The sequence below is a fragment of the Rummeliibacillus sp. POC4 genome (genome assembly GCF_003576525.1).
In the GTDB taxonomy this organism is placed as follows: Bacteria; Bacillota; Bacilli; order Bacillales_A; family Planococcaceae; genus Rummeliibacillus.
In genome coordinates this window covers 55979-80749 of record NZ_QWUA01000006.1, presented here as the reverse complement: position 1 = coordinate 80749, position 24771 = coordinate 55979, and the positions used below count along the sequence as shown (strand labels likewise).

At 34.1% G+C, this 24771-nt stretch carries 24 protein-coding genes and 1 other annotated feature; of the genes, 11 read left to right on the top strand and 13 right to left on the bottom strand.

Features of this window, described 5'->3' with window-relative positions:
• Positions 1-60 precede the first annotated feature (60 nt).
• The 3 genes from hemY to hemE are packed head-to-tail and all read right to left on the bottom strand — an operon-like array spanning position 61 to position 3500.
• Positions 61-1485: a protoporphyrinogen oxidase gene (gene hemY / locus D1606_RS03265; protein WP_367269465.1), complete on the bottom strand. Its 1425-nt coding sequence runs from the start codon at positions 1483-1485 to the stop codon at positions 61-63.
• A gap of 9 nt (positions 1486-1494) precedes the next feature.
• Entirely contained in the window at positions 1495-2430 is a 936-nt protein-coding gene (gene hemH / locus D1606_RS03260) for a ferrochelatase (RefSeq protein WP_119414575.1), read from the bottom strand.
• A gap of 17 nt (positions 2431-2447) precedes the next feature.
• Entirely contained in the window at positions 2448-3500 is a 1053-nt protein-coding gene (hemE, locus tag D1606_RS03255; RefSeq protein ID WP_119414574.1) for a uroporphyrinogen decarboxylase, read from the bottom strand.
• Between the two features lie 366 nt (positions 3501-3866).
• On the opposite strand from hemE, the gene D1606_RS03250 reads away from it, so the two are divergent.
• Entirely contained in the window at positions 3867-4376 is a 510-nt protein-coding gene (locus D1606_RS03250) for an antibiotic biosynthesis monooxygenase family protein (protein WP_119414573.1), read from the top strand.
• 152 nt (positions 4377-4528) lie between these two features.
• Here the strand turns inward: D1606_RS03250 and D1606_RS03245 are convergent, their stop codons facing one another.
• The 3 genes from D1606_RS03245 to D1606_RS03235 all read right to left on the bottom strand — a co-directional run bounded on the left by D1606_RS03245 (position 4529) and on the right by D1606_RS03235 (position 7584).
• Complete coding sequence (locus D1606_RS03245; RefSeq protein ID WP_119414572.1) at positions 4529-5539, bottom strand: LLM class flavin-dependent oxidoreductase; 1011 nt, start codon at positions 5537-5539, stop codon at positions 4529-4531.
• 130 nt (positions 5540-5669) lie between these two features.
• Entirely contained in the window at positions 5670-6851 is a 1182-nt protein-coding gene (locus D1606_RS03240) for an ABC transporter permease (RefSeq protein ID WP_119414571.1), read from the bottom strand.
• Positions 6844-7584 (bottom strand): ABC transporter ATP-binding protein, encoded by a 741-nt coding sequence (locus tag D1606_RS03235; protein WP_119414570.1) that lies wholly within the window; start codon positions 7582-7584, stop codon positions 6844-6846. The genes D1606_RS03240 and D1606_RS03235 overlap by 8 nt, the downstream gene beginning before the upstream one ends.
• A gap of 104 nt (positions 7585-7688) precedes the next feature.
• Between D1606_RS03235 and D1606_RS03230 the strand changes: the two genes are divergently transcribed.
• The 6 genes from D1606_RS03230 (at position 7689) to D1606_RS19025 (ending at position 11082) form a co-directional block, all read left to right on the top strand.
• Positions 7689-8114, top strand: a complete 426-nt coding sequence (locus D1606_RS03230) for an HIT family protein (protein WP_119414569.1) — start codon at positions 7689-7691, stop codon at positions 8112-8114.
• A gap of 196 nt (positions 8115-8310) precedes the next feature.
• Positions 8311-8838, top strand: a complete 528-nt coding sequence (locus D1606_RS03225) for a tryptophan transporter (protein ID WP_119414568.1) — start codon at positions 8311-8313, stop codon at positions 8836-8838.
• Between the two features lie 180 nt (positions 8839-9018).
• Positions 9019-9408, top strand: a complete 390-nt coding sequence (locus D1606_RS03220) for a YtxH domain-containing protein (RefSeq protein ID WP_119414567.1) — start codon at positions 9019-9021, stop codon at positions 9406-9408.
• Between the two features lie 114 nt (positions 9409-9522).
• Positions 9523-10044, top strand: a complete 522-nt coding sequence (locus D1606_RS03215) for an HTH-type transcriptional regulator Hpr (protein WP_119414648.1) — start codon at positions 9523-9525, stop codon at positions 10042-10044.
• A 233-nt stretch (positions 10045-10277) separates the two neighbouring features.
• The gene (locus tag D1606_RS03210) at positions 10278-10823 is read left to right on the top strand and encodes a DUF3267 domain-containing protein (RefSeq protein WP_119414566.1); all 546 of its coding nucleotides are present in this window, start codon (positions 10278-10280) and stop codon (positions 10821-10823) included.
• A gap of 73 nt (positions 10824-10896) precedes the next feature.
• A complete protein-coding gene (locus D1606_RS19025) occupies positions 10897-11082 on the top strand; it encodes a hypothetical protein (RefSeq protein ID WP_119414565.1) in 186 nt (61 codons plus the stop codon).
• A gap of 88 nt (positions 11083-11170) precedes the next feature.
• Here D1606_RS19025 and D1606_RS03200 read toward each other — a convergent pair whose 3' ends face one another.
• The gene (locus tag D1606_RS03200; protein ID WP_119414564.1) at positions 11171-11284 is read right to left on the bottom strand and encodes a YjcZ family sporulation protein; all 114 of its coding nucleotides are present in this window, start codon (positions 11282-11284) and stop codon (positions 11171-11173) included.
• Between the two features lie 149 nt (positions 11285-11433).
• On the opposite strand from D1606_RS03200, the gene D1606_RS03195 reads away from it, so the two are divergent.
• Positions 11434-12312 (top strand): peptidylprolyl isomerase, encoded by an 879-nt coding sequence (locus D1606_RS03195; RefSeq protein ID WP_119414563.1) that lies wholly within the window; start codon positions 11434-11436, stop codon positions 12310-12312.
• A 67-nt stretch (positions 12313-12379) separates the two neighbouring features.
• Here D1606_RS03195 and yhaM read toward each other — a convergent pair whose 3' ends face one another.
• The 3 genes from yhaM to D1606_RS03180 are packed head-to-tail and all read right to left on the bottom strand — an operon-like array spanning position 12380 to position 17441.
• A complete protein-coding gene (gene yhaM / locus D1606_RS03190; protein WP_119414562.1) occupies positions 12380-13318 on the bottom strand; it encodes a 3'-5' exoribonuclease YhaM in 939 nt (312 codons plus the stop codon).
• A complete protein-coding gene (locus tag D1606_RS03185) occupies positions 13315-16206 on the bottom strand; it encodes an ATP-binding protein (RefSeq protein ID WP_158582309.1) in 2892 nt (963 codons plus the stop codon). The genes yhaM and D1606_RS03185 overlap by 4 nt, the downstream gene beginning before the upstream one ends.
• Positions 16207-16220: 14 nt before the next feature.
• Complete coding sequence (locus tag D1606_RS03180; protein ID WP_119414560.1) at positions 16221-17441, bottom strand: metallophosphoesterase family protein; 1221 nt, start codon at positions 17439-17441, stop codon at positions 16221-16223.
• 157 nt (positions 17442-17598) lie between these two features.
• Between D1606_RS03180 and D1606_RS03175 the strand changes: the two genes are divergently transcribed.
• Positions 17599-17784, top strand: a complete 186-nt coding sequence (locus tag D1606_RS03175) for a YhzD family protein (protein ID WP_119414559.1) — start codon at positions 17599-17601, stop codon at positions 17782-17784.
• A 62-nt stretch (positions 17785-17846) separates the two neighbouring features.
• Here the strand turns inward: D1606_RS03175 and D1606_RS03170 are convergent, their stop codons facing one another.
• Entirely contained in the window at positions 17847-18623 is a 777-nt protein-coding gene (locus D1606_RS03170) for an enoyl-CoA hydratase (RefSeq protein WP_119414558.1), read from the bottom strand.
• 622 nt (positions 18624-19245) lie between these two features.
• Positions 19246-19481: a binding site (T-box leader), on the top strand.
• 103 nt (positions 19482-19584) lie between these two features.
• Here D1606_RS03170 and D1606_RS03165 point away from each other — a divergent pair.
• On the top strand, positions 19585-20757 hold the full coding sequence (locus tag D1606_RS03165; protein WP_119414557.1) for a pyridoxal-phosphate-dependent aminotransferase family protein: 1173 nt from the start codon (positions 19585-19587) through the stop codon (positions 20755-20757).
• Positions 20758-20772: 15 nt separating this feature from the next.
• Positions 20773-22359 carry a phosphoglycerate dehydrogenase gene (serA, locus tag D1606_RS03160; protein ID WP_119414556.1) on the top strand — a complete coding sequence of 529 codons (1587 nt, stop codon included), beginning with the start codon at positions 20773-20775 and terminating at the stop codon, positions 22357-22359.
• A 289-nt stretch (positions 22360-22648) separates the two neighbouring features.
• On the opposite strand, the gene D1606_RS03155 is transcribed toward serA, so the two are convergent.
• On the bottom strand, positions 22649-23437 hold the full coding sequence (locus tag D1606_RS03155; protein WP_119414555.1) for an HAD family hydrolase: 789 nt from the start codon (positions 23435-23437) through the stop codon (positions 22649-22651).
• A 347-nt stretch (positions 23438-23784) separates the two neighbouring features.
• Positions 23785-24612: a DUF2785 domain-containing protein gene (locus D1606_RS03150; protein WP_119414554.1), complete on the bottom strand. Its 828-nt coding sequence runs from the start codon at positions 24610-24612 to the stop codon at positions 23785-23787.
• Between the last annotated feature and the right edge of the window lie 159 nt (positions 24613-24771).

Below are 24771 nucleotides of genomic sequence, written 5' to 3'. Positions count from 1 at the left end.
GAAATAATAACGTTCGCAAAGCTAAATGTAACTATTAAAACAAAAGAACTCCATCTCTTACTAGAGACAGAGTTCTTTTTGGAATATTGATGCTATAACTTCTTTTGCCGCATTTTCCCCTTGTAAAATACAATCGGTTAAACTGAAGCCTTCATAAGCATTTCCAGCAAGACGAATAGTCGGGTATGACTCATGCAATTCTTTTTTCGCCTGTTCAACTCTTTTTTGATGTCCTATTGTATAAATCGGCATTGCCTTTTTAAAACGGGATACTACTGTATGAATTGGTTTTCCAGCAACTTTAAGGGTGCTTTTTAAATCTTGTAAGACAATTTTTTCAATTTCTGAATCAGACAGTTCAACGATAGATTCATCACCTGCTCGTCCTACATAGCTCTTAATCACTTCATAATCTCCAGGGACTTTGTGTGGCCATTTGCGATGAGTAAGAGAACATGCAGTGATAGAATATTCACTACTTCTAGAGACAAAAAAGCCATATCCATCAAACGCTTTCTTGATGGTGTTGTGTGGAAAAATCATTGAAACCGTCGCAAATGAATTCACTGGAATATCGAGTAAACTTTTCAAAATACCTTCTCGCTCAAATAACTTTGTTGCCATTTGATGTGAAGTCGCAACAATCACACCATCTACAAAGATAGAATGCTGATTATTTAGTGACAGTATTATTTTATCCTTCGATTTTGTAATACTTTGAACCCGAACACTTTTATAAATAATAGCCATTTCTAACGCTTGCTCTAAAGCATCGATTAAACTCTCCAAACCGTCCTTTAACGTTAGATAAGAGTATCCATTTGCACCTTCTTTTAGTTTAGATGTTTCCTTTTGAATACCTTTAATCACACTGCGATGTTTTCTACAAGCATTAGATAAATTCGGAAGTGTTTCATGTAAACTCAATAAATCGATATCACCCGAATACGCTCCCGATAATATAGGTTCGATTAAATTTTCAACAGTCTCTTCTCCAAATCGTTTACGTAAAAACTTACCTAATGATTGATCTTGACTTATGTCAGATGGAGGTAATAATAAATCACAAGCCGTCCTTAACTTTCCACTCCAAGAAATCGCATCAGACTTAGCAAAGGGCAAAATTTCAGTTGGTATTCCTAAAATAGAACCTTTTGGAATGGGGGAAAGTTGATTATTGATAGCTACATAAGATTTTCCCGGGGAATTACTGATTAGCTGGTCTTCAATCCCTAACTGTTTTGATAAATCTACAACTACTTGATCTTTCTCAAAAAAAGAATCTGGACCTCTTTCAATGATAAAGTCATCCTTTTTTACTGTTTGAATACTGCCACCTAATCTGTGACTTGCTTCTATAAGGACAATCTCAAGCGGTAGCTTCTGTTTTCTTGCTTCTTGTTGCAAAAAGAACGCAGCTGTTAAGCCCGTAATCCCCCCTCCGATAACGGCAACCCTTCGCTTTTGTTCAGTCACATCAATCATCACTTTCTATTAAGCATGAGCTACTAATGTTTTTTGTACTACATCAACTAATGCATCTATAAATAATGGATTGTCATTTGGCATTGCTGGACGATGGTAGTTTGCTCCTAGTTCTTCACAAACAGTTTTACATTCATAATCATTATCATAAAGAACTTCTAAGTGCTCAGCTACAAAACCAACTGGTGTATATACAAATGAACGATAGCCTTTCTTGTTATATAACTCACGTGTTAAATCTTGTACATCTGGTCCAAGCCATGGATCTTTTGTTTGACCGGCAGATTGCCAACCAAATTCCATGTTTTTCACGCCTGTACGTTGTTGAAGAATTTCTGCTGTTTCATGTAGTTGATCTGCATATGGATCACCCATAGCGATAATTTTTTCTGGTAGAGAATGAGCACAAACGATTAAGCAAGCCTTTTCACGTTCTTCATCAGACATTGCAGCAAATTCTGCATTGATTTTTTCTGTCCAATATTGAAGATATTTTTCTTCTTTATACCAGCTATCAATAGTATAAATAGTTAAATTGCCAAGTTCCTTTGCTTTATCTGTTGCACGAGTATTATATGATTTTGTTGAGAATGAAGAAAAATGTGGTGCTAAAACTAGTGAGACTGCTTCAGTAATACCATCATTATGCATTTTTTCAACTGCATCTTCGATAAAAGGCGCAATATGTTTTAAGCCAATATATAATTTGTACTCAACTTCATCTTGTACTTCATTTAAACGTTTTTCTAATGCTTTTCCTTGTTTTTCAGTTGTTTCAGCAAGTGGTGAAATTCCACCGATTGCTTTATAACGGCTGCGTAAATCTTCAATATGTTCATCACTAGGACGGTGTCCGTGGCGAATATGTGTATAATAAGGAATTAAATCATCATCGTTTTTTGGCGTTCCATAAGCCATTACTAATAGTCCGATTTGTTTTTTCATTTCTAATCACCTCAAGATTATAATGAATGCGCTTTTATTTTTTGCGCACTATATTCATGTATTAAAGTTGTTAATCGTTTTAAAACATCTGGATTTACTGATGGAAATACTCCATGGCCCAAATTGAAGATATGACCTGGCACTTCTAACCCTTGATCAATAATCTCTTTTGTACGAGCTTCAAGAATTGACCAATCAGCTAATAATAATGTTGGATCAAGATTTCCTTGAACAGGTTTTGTAATACCCATTTCACGCGCTTCTCTAATAGGTAAACGCCAATCTAATCCAACTACATCTAACGGTAGATCTTGCCAATCTAGTGCTAAGTGACTTGCACCTACACCAAATAAGATCATCGGTACACCTTCGCCTTTTAGCTCATTAAAAATACGTTCCATAACCGGTTTGATGAAAATGCTATAGTCTCGATGACTTAAAGCACCCACCCATGAGTCGAAGATTTGGAATGCTTTAGCACCTGCTTTAATCTGTGCTTTTAAATCTGTAATCACCATATCTCCAAGTTTCTCCATCAAAAGGAACCATGCTTCTGGTTGTGACACCATAAATGATTTTGTCAACGCATAGTTTTTAGAGGGACCGCCTTCTATTAAATAACTTGCCAATGTAAATGGTGCTCCGGCAAAGCCGATTAAAGGTACATTAAGTTGTTCTTTAGTCAATAACTTTATCGTATCAAGGACGAACGGAACATGCTCCTCAGGATTAAATTCTCTAAGATTCTTTACATCTTGCGCCGAGCGAATAGGATTGGAAATAACAGGGCCTACTCCGCCTTTAATCTTCACATCTATTCCCATACCAGGTAAAGGAGTAACGATGTCTTTGTATAAAATCGCTGCATCCACATCATAATTTTGTACTGGTAAGTGCGTTACATAAGCACATAATTCTGGTTGGTGCGTTATTTCTTCTAGTGAATATTTTTCTTTAATCTTGCGATATTCAGGTTGTGAACGACCTGCTTGTCGCATGTACCAAACTGGTGTATAGGCTGTCCTTTCACCTCGTGCTGCGCGTAAAAGCGTATCATTAAATGTTCCCATGAACAGTAAACCGTCCTTTCATCAATTCAGTAATTATTTAATTCGACATTCATATCCATTGTTCATAATAGACGTTTCTTCAAGCGTTGTATAGTTCAACGAGCTGATTGTCAAAAAAATGTATAAATTGATGACATCTTTTTGACAAAGTGTCTACTTATGATATTTTCTAATTTAAAGGATATACTATTATTAACTTTCTTTCATAATGTTTATACCATTTTTTGTCGATTTAGAGGGATGATTTCCGAGATAGACATTGATTTTTCTTGATAGGATTACTCGTTCATACTTCTCTAATATAATGTATTAAATTTTCTTGTACTGTTGCAAGAATTCAAATTAGCTTACAAAGGTGGAATTTCTATGTATTTATATTTAACTTCTGGAACACCAGAATTTATGGAAAGTCTAAAAAAGAAGTTTTCGAAAGAAGATATGATTGTTTTATATGGTGAAGGAAATACAGTTCTACTTCATGAATCTGATAAAAAAAGTGTGTTTGCTACCCCGAGAAGCTATGAAGTTATAGGTAATATCAATACCTTAGACGAACATGGCTATTTTGTTATGAACCATATTCCTGTTAAAAGTGAAAGTCGAAAAATATTTGAAGATCGTTTCTTAGACACGATTAAAGCGATTGAAAACGAACCCGGTTTAATCGCATTTCGTTTACTAAGACCTTTGCATGACGAAACATATATTTCTCTTACTGAATGGACTGGTCCACATTCATTTGAAGCATGGAAGGCATCCAGTTCCTATAAAGAAACCCATGAAGATGTAAATGGAGTAGATCGTGGAAATATTTTCACAAGTGCTCCTTATGTAAAAATATATGTGACAAAGCGCCCTGATGAAGAGGAGCTATAAATCATTAAAAGTTGAGTGATTCGCTCGGCTAAAAGGAATTTATCTTCTCCGAATTTGTGGTTGATTTTCACTACTGAATCACTCTTTATACGGATGAAAAGAGCCTCCTTCACGTTAGGAGGCTCTCAACTTACCCATAGATATTGTTATTTCTACTCTTTTACTGCCGAAGCTAATATTTCATATGAACGTATACGTGAGGCTGGATCATAAATATGTGAAACAGCCATTATTTCATCCACGCCTGTTCTTTCAACAAAAGCTCCAAGATCATGTTCAATCGTTTCTTGGTCTCCGATAAATGAATAATACAATGACTGCATAACCATATTCTTTTCGGATTCTGACCAATAATTTTCCATATCATCTACTGGTGGTAGTAATTTATTTTTTGTATTACGAACAATGTTCAAAAAATGCAAATATAGACTCGTCGACATTTTTCTTGCTTCCTCATTTGTATCGGCCGCAATTACATTGACACAAGCAATCGTGTATGGTTCTTTTAATTGCTCGGATGGTTGGAATGATTCTCTATACATTCGAAGTGCTTCCATTAAATATGTCGGTGCAAAATGGCTAGCAAATGCATATGGCAATCCTAACATTCCAGCAAGGCGTGCACTGAAAAGGCTTGATCCTAGTAAATATAATGGTACGTTTGAACCTTCACCAGGATATGCATGTACATGACCATCTGGATTATTGCTTAAATAACGTTGTAATTCTAGTACATTCTCTGGGAAATCTTCACCCGAACTTTGCAAATTCCTACGAAGTGCTTGAGCTGTTATTGGATCTGTACCTGGTGCTCTTCCTAGACCTAAGTCAATGCGGTCTGGATATAATGCATCTAACGTACCGAATTGTTCTGCAATTACTAAAGGGACATGATTAGGAAGCATTATACCTCCTGATCCCACTCGAATTGTTTTCGTTCCTTGTGCAACATAACCGATTAACAATGATGTTGCGGAACTAGCGATACTCGGACTATTATGATGTTCTGCAAACCAATAACGTTTGTACCCTAACTTTTCTACATTTTGCGCTAACTCCAAACTATGTTGGAAAGAATATGATGCATCATGATCTTTTAATACAGATACTAAATCTAACACAGAAAGCTCAATATCCTTTAATTTCTTTTGCTTTTCCGTCACTTATTTCAATCCCCTTTCATGAGGTTAAACTTTAATCTCTCACAATCAATATATATCATTTGAGAACAATCATAAAAAAGGATGCTCTTTAAAGAATAAAAACTCCTTAAGGGCACCCTTTTATAATTCGTTATTTACTTAAACGAAGTGTAAGTTCACCAACTACTAGTACGATTAATCCTTGTACATAGAAATATGGTATTCCTAATCCTGCAAGTAACACAACAATTGCTTGTACAATAATAGTATACCGCACTATTTTAACCGCTGCTTTTTCACGCGCATTCTTTGGTAAAGGATACAACATGTCCATTCTGAAATCATTTGATGTTATTAATGCTTGTTTCAACTGAATAGCAGTTGCAAATGATAATGCTGCCACGACTACGCCAATGGCAATAGGAATGTTAACAAAGGCTGCAGCTAATGCAGAAATCACCGTTAAACGAAGCCATAAAAAGAAATGATCATCTGTCCGTATAAATGAACGGAATATTAAATATTCCTGCGTATTTTGTTTTGCATATGGTATAAGTTTATAAACTCCATCTAACCATGCACGACTTCTTATACTTCCATGTATATTAGGTACATCTGTAAAATAATTTGCAAATCGGTAAATCCCCATCATACGATTTTCTTCTAATCTAACAAAATGTTCATATGGGAATGGTGTTTGTTGAACTTTCTTTTTCCATGACATCGGATAAGATACGATGATTAAGATCAGAACAATCATCGGAATAAATTGAACGTTCAAAACAGAGAAAAGCATGGCAAATGAGCACACCATCCGAACAATCCGATCCATCCAAACATTGTGACCCTTATAAGCCCATCTGTAACTGAACTCACTATAAATATTCCACCACTTCAATAGAAGTGCTACAACTAATCCGATGAATATCGTTAACGGTTCTAGACCCGCAACTTGTCGAAGCATCGGCCATGTCACAATATAAAGAAGAGCAACAAGGATAATTTGTGAGCCAAATGTATATCTTAAAGCCTTGCTAAAATATAGAGGTAATTTTGTCTCCAGAGGGAGTAAATATACCTCGTCTGGTTTTCGAATTAACGTAATAGGTCTACTAATTCCCAATACAATTCCCAGAATTACTGTCGCTAATAATATTGAAGGAAAATCACTGGATGCTGTTTTTAGCCATTCACTGTATTTATAGCCCGCTGCTCCAAGAACGAACATAATAACAATAGCTAAATGACCAGTAAAGACGAATCGCAAATACTTTTGAACTTCCCCCATATAATGGGTAAACCGCGCACGCCAAACATCATGCAAGCTATTCATCATCTTGCTCCTTTGTCATCGCGATATATAAATCATCTAATGTTGCGTTCGGCATATTGAATGTTTGGCGTAAGTCATCCATTGTACCAAATGCACGCAAACGACCGTTATGCAATAATAGGATTTTATCGCAATGCTTTTCTGCGGTAGCCAATACATGCGTTGACATTAAAATAGATGCCCCTTCTTTTTTCTTTTCATCCATTTGGTCTAATAATGATTGGATTGCTAATGGATCTAGACCTAAAAATGGCTCATCAATAATATATAAAGAAGGATTGACTAAAAAGGCACACATAATCATTACTTTTTGGCGCATCCCTTTAGAAAAATGAGAAGGAAACCAATTCAATCTTTTTTCCATTCTAAATTCTTTTAGTAAGGGTGCTACTCTTTCTTCCATAGTTTCTAATTCAATTCCATAAGCCATAGCAGTCAACTCAAGATGCTCTTTTAATGTCAGTTCATCGTAAAGAACCGGGGTTTCTGGAATATAAGAGAAAGAAGAACGATATTGATCCATATTGTCTTTAATGGATACACCGTTTAACAAAATTTCTCCTTTTTGTGGTGTCATTATTCCAATAATATGTTTGATCGTAGTACTTTTACCAGCACCATTTAAGCCGATTAATCCTACCAGCTCCCCTGGTTCAATAGAAAAAGATAAGTCATGAATAACAGGTTTTCGTGTATAACCACCTGTTACAGATTGTAATTCTAATACCGTCATTCAAAGTCACTCCCATTCTTATTTACAGTTTATCAAAAATTCCTCTTTCTAGCAGTTCCTATGTGGTAAAATGAATAGCAAAATAGTGAAAGGTGTGTTTTTACATGAGCGATTGTTTATTTTGCAAAATTATCGATGGGTCTATTCCAAGTACTAAAATCTATGAAGATGAGTATGTCTATGCGTTTATGGATATCGGTCCATTAACAAAAGGACATACTTTACTAATTCCAAAAGAGCATGTGGCAAACGTTTTTGAAATGTCCGAAGAAACAGCTGCTAATCTTTTCAAGGTTGCACCTCGTATCGCAAATGCGATTAAAGATACTTTCAAGCCAGCTGGCATGAATCTATTAAATAATAATGGTGCTCCCGCTGGTCAAAGCGTATTCCACTTCCATTTACACTTTATACCAAGATATGATGCAACTGATGGTTTTAAACCTACGTGGAATACAAAAGAAGACGAATATACTCCTGAAATCCTACAAAAACTAGCTGAAGAAATTAAAGCTAACTTGAACAAATAATAGAATTCTATCTATTGAATAGAGAGTATTAAAAGCACAGAAATTGTTCTGTGCTTTTTCTGCTTTATGACCCGAATACGCTATTGCCTTTCAAACAATTAAATTGTAAAATCATTATAAGTTTTCGCTTTCGATCAAGAGGATACGGAAGGAGAACATTAGCTTAGCTTAGGCAACTGAATAGGAGAGATGAGAAATGAATACAAAAAATTTAGTATTAATGGCACTACTCGTTGGTGTGGGAGCAGCATTATATGTTGTTATTCCTGGGTTTAATGGTGGGATGAAACCTGACTTCATGTTAACAATGATGTTCATCGGAATTCTACTATTCCCTAGAGTAAAAGAGGTATTTCTTCTTGCTGTGACTACCGGCATTATTTCAGGACTATTTTCTACATTCCCAGGTGGATTTGTACCAAATATAATCGACAAATTTGTTACAGCATTTATCTTTTATGTCATTGTTGTTTTATTGAAAAAAATGGCTCAAAAAATTGTTGTATCAGCTATTCTTGCCGGTATTGGTACAATTATCTCAGGTAGTGTATTTTTAGGTTCTGCAATTGTAGTTACTGGTGCTAACATTCCTTTTGGAGCACTATTCTTAACAGTGGTCTTACCCGCTGTAGCTATTAATATTGTAGCTTTCGTAATAATTTACCCAATTATTATGAATCTCGTAAAACGTTCAAAATTTACAACAGCTTTACATCAAGCCTAACAAAAAGAAGGAGTTGACCTTCAGTATTATATAGGTCAACTCCTTCTATTTATATGATAAATGGGATAACTCTTAAGTATTTACTTAGCTCACGAGTTATCCCCATTTTATTTTTTTAATATCTTGTTTTAATATAGTATTAAGAGGAAATAACTATAAGAAAAAAGGAGACTGAATTTTATGAAAGCCTCAACTTTTTTATTCGGACTTACAACTGGTCTATTGGGTAGTGCTGCAGCGGTATTACTAACTACACCACAATCCGGAAAAGAATTACGCTCTACTTTAAAAACGGGTAAAAATATTGTAAATGAACAAGTAAAAGATTTAAGCCATCATGTTACGAATATCAAAAATTCCATTAATAATATTAAAAGTGAAGTAAAAGTTGCTGTTCCAGCTGTTTTAGAGGATACGAAATCATCTATTTCTGTATGGCAAGAAGAAACTGCTCCTATTCAACAACATCTTCAACAAGAAATTTCTTCATTGCAAAGCTCTGTTGAAGAAATTCAACAGCAAATAAATGCGTTTCAAAATAGAAAAGCCAAAAAAGAGAGTAATAATTAGCTAAATAATAAACAAAATATTATAACGATAAATTTTCTTTGCATAACATTTCTTTATTCTATTGTATATTTTTGTAAGAGAATGATATAATATTAAGAAATTACGAAAGTGGTGATAGCTATGTCTGAAGAATTACTTACGGCTAAAGAAGCCATGCTCTACTCACAACGTGTTGCACAATTATCAAAAGCCCTTTGGAAAGCCGTAGAAAAAGATTGGCAAGCATGGATCAAACCTTATGATTTGAATATTAATGAACACCATGTATTACTTATTGCTAACAATTTGAAAGGTGCTTCCATATCTGATATTGCTAAATTCGGTGTAATGCATGTATCGACAGCTTTTAATTTTTCAAAAAATTTAGAAGAACGTGGCTTGCTATCATTCTCTAAACGTGATGATGATAAAAGAAATACATATGTTGAGCTCACCGAAAAAGGTCAATCATTGCTTTTAGAGCTATACGAAAACTTCAATCATTCTAGACATAGTATTATTGAAGGTTCTCTTCCTTTAAAAGGAATGTACGGTAAATTCCCGCAATTTTTAGAATTAGTCGCCCTTATCCGTAACATTTATGGGGATGACTTTATGGATATATTTGAAGATTCTTTAAAAAATATAGAAGATTAAATAATCGTTCCAACATCAATGAATGGTTCCTTTAAATTTTGATGTTGGTTTTTTTATACTAACTTTAACTACCTACTTATTTCATTCAAATCAGCATTAGAAGCCAATCTAACATGGTATCTTCTTAAAAATAGCAACTTGTTTAAAAAAATTAAGCTTGATTTTCCTTCTAAAAACCTTTAATGTTATGTATCGATGATTTTATTAAATAAAAAAATTGGAGATGCTACAAGTTGCATTGTTGGAAAACCATTAATGTACAAAAACAATATGGACATCATCGTATCTTCTTAATATCAGCAATATTTGTTATGATGGTCTTTTCTGTTTTTTACATTTCAATAACGGCTTATAAAGACAATCCAGTCTCTGATCGATTATTTCCACTATTCATTTTAGTGTTTTTAATGATCTACCCTATTCATAAGCTTTTGCATTTTTTGCCATTGATGCGTTATCGTTCAAGATTACGCTTTTCTATAGAAAAACACTTTAAAATTATTCCTGTATTAGCTATGCGCATTCATGAGCCTATTTTGAAATCACGTTATATAGTCGCTTTAATAGTACCTTTCATGGTATTAAATAGTATACTCATAGTTGGGGCAATTATTTTCCCTACATTTAGACATTACTTTGCTATTTTATTAGCTTATCACTGTGGATTATGTGTAATGGATTTACTTTATGTAAAACATTTAATACGTTCACCCAAACAAGCGTTAATAGAAGAGACAGATAAAGGCTTCGAAATCCTTATTTCGCCTACAAATAACTAAATGATACCAAACTTGTATTTTCTGTCTTTTTTTTGATATGCTAAAAGGGTATATATAGAGGGGAGGAAAAGACTTGATCATTGCCATTGTCGTCCTATTCTCGGTGTTCTATCTATTCCAAATTAATCGGATGACGTACGCTTTGTGCGCACAGAAAGAAATTCCCGAGGAAAAGCAACCTAAAATTTATCGCACCATTAATGTGCTTATTACCATTTTATTAATTTCATTTTACTTAGAAATGATGTTTACTTTATAGAATAGGCTTGCGCATGGTCATGATGCTTCTCGTGCCCTGTAAAACTATAGAAAAGACCATTTACATTTAGTAAATGGTCTTTTATTGATTAGTAACCTCCGTAACCCATAAATGCTGCACCTACAATGATCAACAAGATGAATAGTACCACCACAAGTGCAAAGGAGTTAGAACCGTAGTTATTTTGGTAACCTCCACTCATGTCTGTCACCCCCTTTCTTACCTATCCTATGCATTTGTTTAGAGCATTGCTAGGCGCTTTTTGCAGCAACCTTTTCCATTTTTTTTCGTTCTATGGTATAGTTACATTTGCATATATTCAAGTGACTTAAGTTGGGAGAGATAAGGAAGATGAAAAAAACAGTTTTATCATTAACACTTGCAGCATCCGTACTTGCATTGTCAGCTTGCGGTAACGCGAGTGACGAAAAAGTTGCTACTTCAAAGGTTGGAGACGTAACAAAAGATCAACTTTACAAAGAAATGAAAGATTCAGTCGGTGACTCCGCATTACAATTAATCATCATCGAAAAAGTATTAAGCGATAAATATAAAGTATCTGATAAAGAAGTAAGTGCTGAATACAAAAAGCAAAAAGAACAAATGGAAAGCCAAGGACAAGACTTTAAACAAGCTCTAGCAGCTCAAAATATGACTGAAAAATCATTTAAACGTAGCGTCAAACTAAATCTGTTACAAGAAGCTGCATTAGCTGATGGTGTTAAAGTATCTGAAGCTGACATGAAAGCTTATTATGAAGAAATGAAAAAAGAAGTAAAAGCTAGTCATATTCTTGTTGCTGATGAAAAAACAGCTAAAGAAGTGAAAGCTAAATTAGATAAAGGCGAAGATTTCGCTAAATTAGCTAAAAAATATTCTACTGATACAGGTTCACAAGCTCAAGGTGGAGAACTTGGTTGGTTTGGTCCAGATAAAATGGTTCCTGAATTCACAAAAGCTGCATATGCGCTTAAAAAAGGTGAAATTAGCGAACCTGTAAAATCTTCTTACGGTTACCATATCATCAAATTAGAAGATGAACGAGATGCAAAAGTAGAAGGTTCTTACGAAGACAATAAAGCTCAAATCAAGAAAAAATTACAACTTCAAGAAGCTGACCAATCACAATTGTTAACAAAAGTATCTAAATTGATCAAAGATGCAGACGTGAAGATTAAAGATAAAGACTTAAAAGATGCATTAGATCAATTCAAAAGCTCATCTAAATAACTTTTCCTATAAAAAAAACTCGGACAAACTATAAGCTGTCCGAGTTTTTTTATTTTACTTTAAGTGATTATTCAATTGTTGGTTTATAGAATGAACGGTTATCTAATGGGAATAGGCGTTCAGTAAATTCACCAGGTTTTGTTTTACCTAATGCACGTTTTAATGTGTTCATCTTCGCATCTATATTATCAATATAGTGCAGTATTTCAGCTTCTTGAAGCATTGGTTTTTTAGGACTTCCCCATTCTTCTTTACCGTGATGTGATAAAACCATATGTTGAAGAAGCATTACTTCCTCTCCTTCAATATTCAACTCATTTGCTGCAAGAGCAATTTCAGATACCATTATTGAAATATGTCCTAACATATTTCCGGTAACTGTATAACTTGTTGAAATTGGTCCTGATAATTCTACTACCTTACCAATATCATGTAAGATTATTCCCGCATAAAGTAGATCTCTATTTAAAGTTGGATACAAATCTGCTATTGCTTTCCCCAGTTTCAGCATAGATACAACATGATCTAATAATCCTGAAGCATAATCATGATGATTTTTTGTCGCTGCAGGAAAAGTCATAAGAGATTGTTGATTTTCCATAATTAAATATCTTGTAAGACGAGAAATGTTAGGATTCTTTATCTCAAAGAAAAAATTCATGAGCTGATCGAATAATTCTTCTTTAGGAGTTTCTGCTGATTGAACTAAATCAGTTACTGTAATATTCTCATCTGCATTTATAGGGCGAATTGTTTTAATACGCAATTGTAGTTTTCCGCGATAATCATGAATTTCTCCACCGATGCGAACAATTACACCAGCTTGATACAATTTTTCTTGTTCTTCTCCAGTATCCCAAAGCTTTGCTTCTACGCTTCCGCTTTTATCTTGTAAAATAAGTGTCATAAATGGTTTTCCCATTGTTGTAACACCTTTTGTTGCTTGTTTAATAAGTAAATATTGATCGACTGGTGCTCCTGCTTGTAATGTTGCTACTCCATTCATACCGAAGTCAATCCCCTTTCATTATTAAGATTTGCTACTTGGATGATATTAGCTTTCTCCCATTGTTCCAGCATTCCATCATGGCATGTAAAATAAAGAATCTGATGTTCACTTGAAATTCTTTGTATTAATTGTACCATGTAAATTATTCTTAAACGATCAAAATGGACAAACGGATCATCCATGATAATTGGGAAAGGTGCTGATTGTTTAAGTGAACCAGCAAGAGCAAATCGCAATGCAATATAAGCTTGTTCTTTTGTCGCTTGTGATAACTCTGCAACTGAATAGCGAATGCCCTCCACTGATAATACTTCAAATTTCCCCTCTGTATTCAGATAAAGTGATTCATATCGATTATTGGTTAATACGTTAAAATATTGCTCTGCATGTTGTAAAACTGCAGGAAGCTTTTCTTCTTTTAACTGATGCAAAGTTTCTTGGATAGCTGTTGATATAAGTTTAGATACTACCCATTCTCTTGCATTGGTATTGAAAGCCGCCTTATGTTGTTCAAACTGTTGTAGGTGGTTACCATATTGTCGATCTTCCAACAAATGTTCAGCTTGCGCATGGAGAGTAGCCTGCTCTTTCAATAAGAGATTTTTTTGTAGCTGAAACTGTTTTTCATGCTCATTATACTGATTGATACGATAATTGATGTCTTCTATAGATAATTCTGTTGTCTGTACTGTTTTATCAAACATTTGAAGCTGTGCTTCAATTTGTTTAAGTGAAAAGTACGTTTTCTCAAACTCATTATATTGTTCTGCAGCTTTATAATACTCGTCTATTGTTTTAACATTGGCATCCTGCAACAATTTGAATATCTCTTCTTCATACGTATCATTCAACAAGATCAATTCCTCTAATTGCTGTTGTAATTCTTTTTTCTTTTCGAGTGAATTTTCTATAGATTGTTGTAATTCTAGCATTTGTTGATAATTACTATGCACAACTGAAGATAAATTTTCCACAGTACAAGTAGCGTTACAAATGATTGAAGCTTGTTGTAACCTTTGTTCTGTTAATCTCATCAATTGTTCTTTCTGATCAATCATCATCATCAAACGGTTATTAGATAACTGTAATTGACGAACATTTCTAAATAACTCGTTTACTAATTTAGGCTGAATATCCCCTCTGATTTGGAATTTAGCTAAAAATAATTTCAGTTGTTCTTTGCTTTGTTCTGTAAAAATAGTTAACTTATTTAATGTTTTTAAAACTTGCTTTTGTTCTATTTCTTTATCTTCTAATTGTTGCTCAACTAAAACAACACGATCATGATAGAGGCGGATTGATTGTTCAAGTTGTTCCATTTCTTGTGCCATTTTGCGAACTCTATCTAGTTTTCTTATAGATTGTTCCAACTGTTTGTCTTGATTTGAAGCATTTGACTTTCGATTGAATAATATATAAATTGCAATTGCTACAACTACTCCAACTATACTTAATATCATTTTCCCTTGAGCTATACCTAAGATAATAGAGATTACTGCTAGAAAAATACTTAAAACATTTACTAACCGCTCTGATTTCGATCCATGATGTTGTAGTAATACTTTTGCTTCAGCAGCTTCTTCTTTTTCTTTTTGCCATTTTTTTAAACGTTCCTTGTCTTCCTCAGTTGGCATGCTTTCATACAATTCGTCCAGTTTATGTGATAGAGTATGGATTTCCTCTTCTAAACGCTTTGATATTCTCTCTTGAAATCGTAATTGCTCTTGTTGTTCATCCATTTGTTGAATCAAACGTTGAAATTGATCTTCCTGTTGAATAGAGACTTCTGATTGTAAAACTGCCTGTTGTTGTTCCGATTTTATAATGCCTAAAAGTTGAAATTGACTATGCATCTCTTGCTTAACAGTTTGAATATCCCTTTCAAACTGGCGAATTTGAGTTTGCCATTCTCTCCATTCACTATCACGCTCGACAAGTTCCTTTAATGAACTTAATCGTTCACTATCAAACTCTTCCCGTAACTGTTCTATTAAGAAATGGTAATTTTGTTGTACTTTATTTAAAGAAGCTTTGTTTGTTAACTGAAGTTCTCGCAGTTGCTCATATCGGTTGATGCCATTGTTTGGAAATGAGGTATATTCAATACTAGCTATTACGGATTCTAATCTTTGTTTTTCTTCTAATAAAGGTGAAACTTGCCGTAACTCATTTAACTTTTGTATATTTTGTTTTAGCAATTGTTCTTGTTGATCGAGAGTTTTAATCTCATTTTTAATCTCTTCTATCCTTTTCATAGAAGGCTCATATTCATCTATTTTTTTCCGTTCTTCTTTAATCTTTTGATCTTGTTGTACTAAATCAATAATATTCTGATTTAAAAGAGGAACTCTTCCTGATTTTTTGAATAATTCCTGTTGTTTTTTTTCTAACTCCTGTTTTACATTACCTAGTTGATCTGCACCAGTCGTACCTGATGCTAATAAAACACCACTTAACTCTTCCTCAGATAAATTCTCCATCTGTTGTAATTGATGCACCGAAAAGGAGAATACTGCTTCAAAACTGTGTCGGTTATACCCTCTCAGAATCTTAGCTAATAACTCTTCATGGCCTTTTTCACCATTAGCAAGATATACAGTAACATCTCCACTTGCTTTTCCTTTTACTCGTTCAATGATACATTCTCCATATTCACGATCTGATAGATGGACTTGTCCACCAAACTTACCACCTTTTTTAGGTTCATATCGTAGTTGTTGGTGGTTTTTTTGAGGAAATCCGAAGAGAATTTGCAAGATAAATTGTTGAATAGTCGTTTTACCTGCTTCATTTAATCCATAAAAAACATTGATGCCTTTTGATAATTCAACTGTAATATCTTCATGTTGTCCAAAACCGTATATCAATAGTTTTTTTAAATACACATCTATCCCCCCTATCATTTGGACGTACTAATGTTCTTTAAAAACTGTTGTTTTGCCTCAGATACAAGAGATTCTAAATCTTCTGATGTTAACGTTTCTAAGTAGCGACTTCCTTTTGGATGTTGATACAGATCCTTTATAACCTCTTTTAAATGCTTTTCATCCCATTCACTTAACACTTTTAAGACTGATTCAGATGCTAATGTTGGCTCATATCTATTAACAGCAGAATCGTCTATTTCTAATGATTGTATCCATACAAATGGGGTCTTTTCTTCCTCTTGTTCACGAATCACTTCGAGCCAATCTGCAAGTGGCGTCTCTTCAAATAGAGACTTTCCTTGTTCATCTATATTTTTTAGATAAAGCCAGACAACTCCAGCCCCAAATTGTTCTCTGAAGTTTTCCAAAGCTTGTCCACAAGCCCTAAGAACTTCATTGGCATGTATTAAGTTGGCACAATCGATTTCTATTTTGTCATACACAATAGCGGAAGTCGGAATAAATGTACAATCTGAAGCGAAATTTGTAATTGTAACATCATAAAACCCTTTTACGCCTTGTTCCTTTAGATGTCTACTTTGTATATTCCCCGGATAAATAATGGGTGGATCAGTATGCAAAACTTGACGCTTATGGATATGTCCAAGAGCCCAATAATCATAATTTTTGGAAAGCAATTCTTCAATTGTAAACGGTGCATAAACATCATGCGTTGTATTCCCCTGTAAACTTCCATGTAACATCCCAATATGTACGGCATCTTGTTCTGTGGCAATTGGGTATGTGTCAATCATAGGTTTTAGTACATGCCGTTCTGGATAGCTAAATCCGTATAGATTCACCTTGGAATCACGAACATTCAATGTCAATTTAGTCGTCTCTTTTGGCATTACGTAAACATTTTCCGGCAATGAAAAGCGTGTCCATTTCCCCTTCAAATGATCATGATTTCCATAACTAATAATAATGGGAATTTGATATTCCGATAACTTCTCCATACCTTTTTGAAAAATTTGTTGTGCCCTTAAACTGCGATCTTCCCCATCATAAATATCACCTACAATCAGGATAAAATCAGGTTTTTCTTTAATCGCCTTTTCTATTAAATTTGAAAAAGCATCGAATGTACTGTTACGTAGCTGTTCAAATGCCTGTTCAGGTAAATTAGACATTCCTTTAAATGGGCTATCCAAATGCAAGTCAGCAGTGTGGAAAAATCGAATCGAAGACATACTATCCCTCTTTCAGTAAAGCGAATATTTGTTCTTATTTTAACATGAACTTCCAATTATTTATAGCGTTTTCTACTTAAGTCTTACACATTTTAATGTACAAGATTTAATCCATTTTAGTATAATGAATGTACATTCATTATAAGGGGTGAGGATGATGCTAACGTTTCGTTTTACAGCTTTTAAAAAATCTGGTGAAATCATTAAAGATGAAGCATGGGAATTCTCAGATGAAGATACAGCAAAAAAACAAGGGGCAGAAAAAATTGAACAACTTGGTTTATCCGAAGAGACTCATCGTCTTGTTAACTCAAGCGGTAAATTAATATTATTTCATGTGTGAGTAAAAAGGAGTTGTCCTGTAATTTTGGACAACTCCTTTTATTGACAATTATTAGATTTGATTTATTTTCCTTCAAAATTCGGCGTTCTTTTTTCTACAAATGCTTTAATACCTTCTAGATGATCTTTAGTACTACGCATTGTTGTCTGCCCCACTGACTCCATTTCTAAAATACTATTCAGTTCAGCAACTTTCTGTGCATGCAATATTTTTTTCGTCTCAATCATAGATAATAGTGGAGAATGTAGCAATTTTTGCGCTAATTGTCCTGCTTGTTCGATTGCTGTTCCATTTTCTACAACTTCGTCGACTAATCCTACTTTTTTCGCCGCAAAACCATTTAAAACATCTCCAGCCCAAATCATTTGCTGAGCTTTTGGAGCACCTAATCTTTCTTTCATAAAGAAATGCCCTGCTCCATCAGGGATAAGACCAATTCCTATAAAATTCATCGCAAATTTACTATCTTCTTCCCCAATTATAATATCCGCTGCTAATGCTAAACTAAAACCAAGTCCAGCAGCTGCACCATGAACTGCTGCAATAGTTACCATAGGTAAGGTGTAAAATGCCTTCACCAATCTAGAGATATCTATCATAACATCAGCAATATCAAAGCTCTCAGTTAACATCGCTTTAATATCTCCACCGGCGGAGAATACTTTTCCCTCACCTTTTAATATCAACACTTGTATCGTAGGATCTTTATGCAATGCTTCAAAACAATTTGCTAACTCATGGAGCATTACATCATCCATCGCATTCATTTTTTGCGGTTGATTTAAACTAACAATCGCTAATCTACCGTTTCTTTCAATAGTAATTGTTTCATATCCCATTTTGGTGCACCCCTCTGTGTTCATAATAAATTACATAATGCTACCTTACTTAAAGATATTCTATGTTTTATTATAAAAACCTTTATTTTGAAAATTCTAATATTATTTTATTATTTGAGTAGATTTACAAAAATCAAAACATCATAAAAATTCTATTTTCTGACTATGTATTTTAATGAATAGCGGAATATTTAACTATTTTAAAAAAGTATTTAAATAAAATTATATTTGTCACCTTTTATAATTATCATTTCACTTAAATATACAAATTTCTTTCAAATATATTATTTCGTTATCATTATGTACTTAATTTCAGGGTGTTATATATATGTGCTATTGATAATGTTTTATTGAATTATCAACTTTTTTATTTTCCGGATAAAAACTTTCCTATGGGTTGTATTTATTATTCTAAAATATTTATAAGTAATGTTGTTTTTTCTTTATGTCATATAATATTGTCTTTTCTAAAAAGACGTACGATAAATATATAAAACATTTTTATTGTTCGTGTTAATGCTCATTAATCAATGTTTCAAAACAATAATTTTAAGAAATTCCAAAAATAATGTTGACATTCGATGTTAATGGTTTTAATATTGGATTAAATTCAATACGACGAAAAAATACGACGACGAAGACATACTTAACGATTTGAAAATCCCACAGCGAGCTGATGGTTGGTGTAAATCAGTGATTTCAACGGTAAGTTCCACTTCTGAGTAGGTACTCCGAACATATAAAAGTAGGTTTACCCGGATCATGCACGTTAAGCATATAGCAAAGACTGTCCATTTCAAAAGGACAGTGAAACAAGGGTGGTACCGCGATTGTTTATACAAGCTTTTCGCCCCTTACGACGGTAAGGGTGTGGAGAGCTTTTTTTTATTTAAATGCTGAAGTACTTGACTTTCCAAGTTACTTTTGCAAATTTTTCTAAAAACGAGAGGGGCAATTACTTATGTTACAAGATTACCAATTATTACGTATTCCAGGACCAACACCAATCCCACCAAGCGTTGAACGTGCAATGGCTAAGCCAATGATTGGGCACCGTGGGAACGAAACTAGTCTGATGATTCAAAATATTAAACCTAGACTGAAAAAAGTTTTCGGTACAACTCAAGACGTCATGATGTTAACAGGTAGTGGTACTTCAGGACTTGAAGCAGCAATTGTTAATGTTGTAAAACCAGGTGATAAAGTATTAGTTGTTGCCACAGGAGTATTTGGAAATCGATTCACTAAAATCTGCGAAGCATATCAAATAAATGTAGAAGAATATAAAGTTGAATGGGGAACTTCACTTAACCCAGCTGAAATTGCTGAATATGTAAAAGCAAACCCTGATATCAAAGCAGTATTTTCTACATACTGCGAAACTTCAACGGGTGTCTTAAATCCTGTTGGTAAATTAGCACAAGCTGTTCATGCAGTAAATGATGAGACATTAGTTATTATCGATGGTGTTTCTTGCATGGCAGGTGTAGAAACTAAAATGGATGAATGGGGTATCGATGTTGTCGTAACTGGTTCTCAAAAAGCATTTATGCTACCAGCTGGACTGAACTTTATTGCAGTAAGTGAACGCGCATGGAAAGTTATCGAAAGTAATCCCAAAAAAGGTTTTTACTTAGATCTAACAAAATACCGTGACAATCTTGCAAAAGATACAACACCTTTCACACCAGCTTTATCTTTACTATTTGGTTTAGAACAAACACTTGAAAACTTCGAACAAGAAGGTCTTGAAAATGTATATGCTCGTCACCAACTAATGCGTGACATGACTCGTGCTGCATTTAAAGCTTTAGATCTTCCATTATTCGCTTCAGACGAAGATGGTTCTCCAACAGTTACATCTGTGAAACCTGATGATTTCGATCCAGAAGCATTCCGAAAAGTATTAAAAGCAGACTTCAACTTATCTATTGCAGGTGGTCAACAAACATTAAAGGGAAAAATCTTCCGAGTTGGTCACATGGGCTATTGCGCTCCAACTGATGTACTACAATATGTTGCTGCAATGGAAATCGCACTAGTAAAAGTTGGAAAAGATATTCAACTTGGTGCTGGTGTTGCCGCAGCTCAAGCAGTTTACTTACAAAATACTACAGAAAAAGTTGCACAATAAGGAGAGAATACAAAGATGGCTATTAACATTTTAATCAGTGACCCACTAAGCGAAGATGGAATTTATCCACTTCGTCAAGAACAAGAACTAGATTTGAATATTGTGATTAACACTGGCCTTCAACCAGAAGAATTGAAAGCAATTATTAAAGACTTTGATGTATTACTTGTCCGTTCTCAAACAAAAGTAACACGAGAAATTATTGAAGCCGCTGATCATTTAAAACTTATCGGTCGAGCAGGTGTTGGTGTCGATAATATTGATTTAGATGCTGCTACAGAAAAAGGGATTATCGTCGTAAATGCTCCGGATGGTAATACAAACTCTGCTGCAGAACATACAACTGCTATGATTATGTCTTTAGCTCGTCATATTCCTCACGCCTATCTATCTTTAAAAGAAGGACGTTGGGATCGCAAAAAATTCGTAGGTGTTGAGCTTAAAAACAAAACATTAGGTGTCATTGGTTTCGGTCGAATCGGTCAAGAAGTGGCTCATCGTGCTAAAGGAAATCGTATGAATGTAATTGCTTATGACCCATTCTTGACAGCCGAAAAAGCCGAAAAAGCTGGTGTTGATTATGGTAGTGTTGAAGATGTAGCACGTGTAGCAGATTTTATCACTGTCCACACACCACTTCTAGATTCTACTCGTCATATGATTAATGAAGAAGTTTTCAACATCATGAAAGACGGCGTTCGCATTATTAACTGTGCACGTGGTGGTATCATCGATGAAGAAGCTTTGTACAATGCCATTGAAAATGGTAAAGTTGCAGGTGCTGCACTAGACGTAATGGAAGATGAACCATTCGTAGGAAATCGCCTTTTAGACTTACCACAAGTAATCGCAACTCCACACCTTGGTGCTTCAACTGTAGAAGCGCAAGAATCTGTCGCAGTTGATGTAAGTAACGATATCTTAAGTTACTTTAAAATAGGAACAGTTCGTAACCCAGTGAACATGCCATCAGTTCCTAAAGATATGGTCGCTAAAGTAGAACCATTCTTTGATCTTGCCAATAAAATCGGTGCTTTCGTTTCTAACTTAGTAGACGAAGCCATCGAAGAAATCAATATATACTACTCTGGCGAACTTGCAAGCTTTGATGTTCGTCCATTAACAAATAACGCTGTCAAAGGTGTACTTAGTCGTAATCTTGGAAATCATGTAAACAACGTAAATGCTCGTTATTTAGCAGAAAGAAATGCTATCAAAATCAACGAACATAAGTCTACAACTGCTAAAGCATTCTTAAATTCTATCTCAGTTGAACTTATAACAAAAAATGAAACGCACAAAGTAAAAGGTACATTACTAAACGGACTAGGAGCTCGTATCGTTCAAGTTGATGACTATGTTGTTGACGTTGTACCAGAAGGTCATTTAATCTTTATCAAACATACTGACAAACCAGGTGCCATCGGACGCGTTGGTACACTACTTGCAGAAAAAGATATCAATATTGCCACAATGCAAGTTGGTCGTTCAAATCAAGGTGGGAATGCCATCATGATGCTTTCTGTAGATAATGCTTTTGAAAATATCGAATTCTTAACAGCTCAAGACAATGTCTTCGAAGCAAAAGCGATTAACTTATAATCTTCTACTTAAATAATGCCAGAAGCGGTTTCTATTAATTAGAGACCGCTTCTTTTATTTTGCTATTTTCACTAATGTGCTAATAAATGATATCTGGATTTAACGACATAAAAAAAGAGCAGCTACGCTACTCTTCGAAAATTCAATAGAATCGATATATCACCAAAGCCAATGTCAAAGCCCCTGCAATAAATATTTTAGGATCTTTTAATAATCTTTTCATAGTCTTCATTCTCTTCCCCTCACGATATGAACGACTTTTTCCTTTCTTGGGTTTCTAATTTTTTACCTAAATTTTCTCTACCAATTGAACAAGCTCATGTAAAGCATGAATTTCATAAGTAGGTTGAACCCCTTCAACATGAGGTTTGTTTTCACGGTTTATCCATGCAGAACGCATTTGCACACGAGAAGAACCGAGAATATCGGTCATTAGATTGTCTCCAACCATAATAGCTTCTTTTGCATCTACTTTTGCTACTTCTAAAACGTGTCTGAAAATGGAAGCAGCTGGCTTACCTTCACCAAAATTCCCGGAAATAATAATATGGTCAAAATAAGGTACAATTTCAGGTGTAATTTTCAATTTTAAATTTTGTAGACTAGGAGAACCATTTGTCAGTAAAATAAGTTGATATTTTCCCTTTAAAGTATCCAATACTTCAAATGTATCCTCATAAACAAATGGGCTTTGTTTTCTTGCTTCTACAAAATATTCACCCAGTTCTGCCCCAAGTTTTTCATCTTGTATTCCAAGCTTTTTTAATCCACCAGTCCATGCATCTTTTCGATATACTGGAACAATGCTTTTCAATTCCTGAAATTGAGGTGTTGGATCATCAAATTGTCCCCAAAGCCCTTCGAATGGATTAATCCCTATTAACTTTGTGTATTCATATGTAGGATATGTACTATATAAATTGCGAGCAGTTTCACGTACTTTTTCTTCTAATTCCTTCGCATCAACTTCAACGATGGAAGCAGCTTTCTCACAAGTTAAAGCAAATGCGGTAGCAATACTTTTTTTATCCCATAATAGCGTATCATCTAGATCAAAAATTACTGTTGAAATTGTCACTTAATATTCGCCCCTTAGTATAAATATCGTTAATAATATCGTAGCATAGTTTAAAATAAAATACGGAATTTTCTTTTAATTTTTCAAAGTAATTAAGACGTTTAAATTCTGAATTTTTCGGTCCTTATTATAATTTATTTTTATAACCTTTAAGATATACGAAAAAACAAGAAATCTAGAATTTAAAGCATCCCCATATTCTGATACCAACTTACAGTTTTTATCGGCAAGTTATGTACTTTTTCGATTTAATTCATTAATATTTACATTCATTTTTCAAAAACTTCCAATAAAATCTTCACAAAAAAAGGAGAGAAATATACTCTCCCCCTTTGAACTATTTATAATTATAATTTTTTTAAGCAACTGCTTATTTTCTTTTGAAATTCAATATATTTTTCACTGGATCCTACGCAGACATAAAAGCTCTTTAAAAAGCTTTTGCAATTAGCATTTAATTTTACGTATTTTTCTTCTTCAAGTTTACTTTTTTGTAGCTTTAGGAATGATGGAATCTTATCGAATAAATCATCCACTATTTCTGTAGCAATTCCTATTTCAAGCATTACCATTATCGGTTTTAATAATCTCTCTGCCTCGTCTGCTATATATACATCCGCAAAGGTCAGTGCCTTATTAGCCAATCCTTGAAAAATAGAAGGGAAAAATTTCACATCCATTTTAGGATTTTTCACTAATTCATCAATGGCATCAGCTGTATGCGCTACACTATGTGCCCAACCTTTTTCGGAAACAAATCCTCTTAAATCCTGTTCTAAATCTAAATATAGGAGCAATTCATTTCTAGTGCGATCTAATAATTGTAATGGTATAAAGGAATGTTCTAAATCTTTACCTAATATTAACGTGATTAATAGGACTGAAAAAGAACGCTTAAAGATATGGTCTGTTCCGACGTCACCAATTTCATAAAACAAATATTCGTCTCCTAATGCTTTTGTAAGCAAATCGACGAGTTTTTCTTCTGGTATCAAATTCTCGTCCTGGATAAGTTGAGAAAAACCTCGATAAATTAATTTATCTCTAAGCTCTGAATCTGGAGAACCGATATGTTCCATCATTGAATCAATGAGTTCTGTTTGGTTTTGTTCTTGCCAAGTAGTTTTTCCATTTTGAATATCGAGTAGAAGTGTTTTTAAAGTTATTTCGTCCATAATTAAAACCTCCAATACGAATATTTCATCGACTAAACTGCAAAAAATACACTGTCAATTACTCTGTATTGTCATTAATAGTATAGCACTTGACTTGTGCATCAGATAATTGTTTATTTCATCCTATGTAATCTCTATTTTTCTTATGCATAGGTTGTC

Bases quoted from the DNA above. Each gene is read 5' to 3' on its own strand.
- D1606_RS03225 (WP_119414568.1), top strand. From the start codon at position 8,311: ATGAATACAAAAAATTTAGTATTAATGGCACTACTCGTTGGTGTGGGA.
- D1606_RS03195 (WP_119414563.1), top strand. From the start codon at position 11,434: ATGAAAAAAACAGTTTTATCATTAACACTTGCAGCATCCGTACTTGCA.
- D1606_RS03235 (WP_119414570.1), bottom strand. From the start codon at position 7,584: ATGACGGTATTAGAATTACAATCTGTAACAGGTGGTTATACACGAAAA.
- yhaM (WP_119414562.1), bottom strand. From the start codon at position 13,318: ATGAATGGAGTAGCAACATTACAAGCAGGAGCACCAGTCGATCAATAT.
- D1606_RS03180 (WP_119414560.1), bottom strand. From the start codon at position 17,441: ATGTCTTCGATTCGATTTTTCCACACTGCTGACTTGCATTTGGATAGC.
- D1606_RS03200 (WP_119414564.1), bottom strand. From the start codon at position 11,284: ATGAGTGGAGGTTACCAAAATAACTACGGTTCTAACTCCTTTGCACTT.
- D1606_RS03240 (WP_119414571.1), bottom strand. From the start codon at position 6,851: ATGAATAGCTTGCATGATGTTTGGCGTGCGCGGTTTACCCATTATATG.
- serA (WP_119414556.1), top strand. From the start codon at position 20,773: ATGGCTATTAACATTTTAATCAGTGACCCACTAAGCGAAGATGGAATT.
- D1606_RS03165 (WP_119414557.1), top strand. From the start codon at position 19,585: ATGTTACAAGATTACCAATTATTACGTATTCCAGGACCAACACCAATC.
- D1606_RS03170 (WP_119414558.1), bottom strand. From the start codon at position 18,623: ATGGGATATGAAACAATTACTATTGAAAGAAACGGTAGATTAGCGATT.
- hemH (WP_119414575.1), bottom strand. From the start codon at position 2,430: ATGAAAAAACAAATCGGACTATTAGTAATGGCTTATGGAACGCCAAAA.
- D1606_RS03230 (WP_119414569.1), top strand. From the start codon at position 7,689: ATGAGCGATTGTTTATTTTGCAAAATTATCGATGGGTCTATTCCAAGT.
- D1606_RS03250 (WP_119414573.1), top strand. From the start codon at position 3,867: ATGTATTTATATTTAACTTCTGGAACACCAGAATTTATGGAAAGTCTA.
- D1606_RS03220 (WP_119414567.1), top strand. From the start codon at position 9,019: ATGAAAGCCTCAACTTTTTTATTCGGACTTACAACTGGTCTATTGGGT.
- hemE (WP_119414574.1), bottom strand. From the start codon at position 3,500: ATGGGAACATTTAATGATACGCTTTTACGCGCAGCACGAGGTGAAAGG.
- D1606_RS03175 (WP_119414559.1), top strand. From the start codon at position 17,599: ATGCTAACGTTTCGTTTTACAGCTTTTAAAAAATCTGGTGAAATCATT.
- hemY (WP_367269465.1), bottom strand. From the start codon at position 1,485: ATGATTGATGTGACTGAACAAAAGCGAAGGGTTGCCGTTATCGGAGGG.
- D1606_RS03150 (WP_119414554.1), bottom strand. From the start codon at position 24,612: ATGGACGAAATAACTTTAAAAACACTTCTACTCGATATTCAAAATGGA.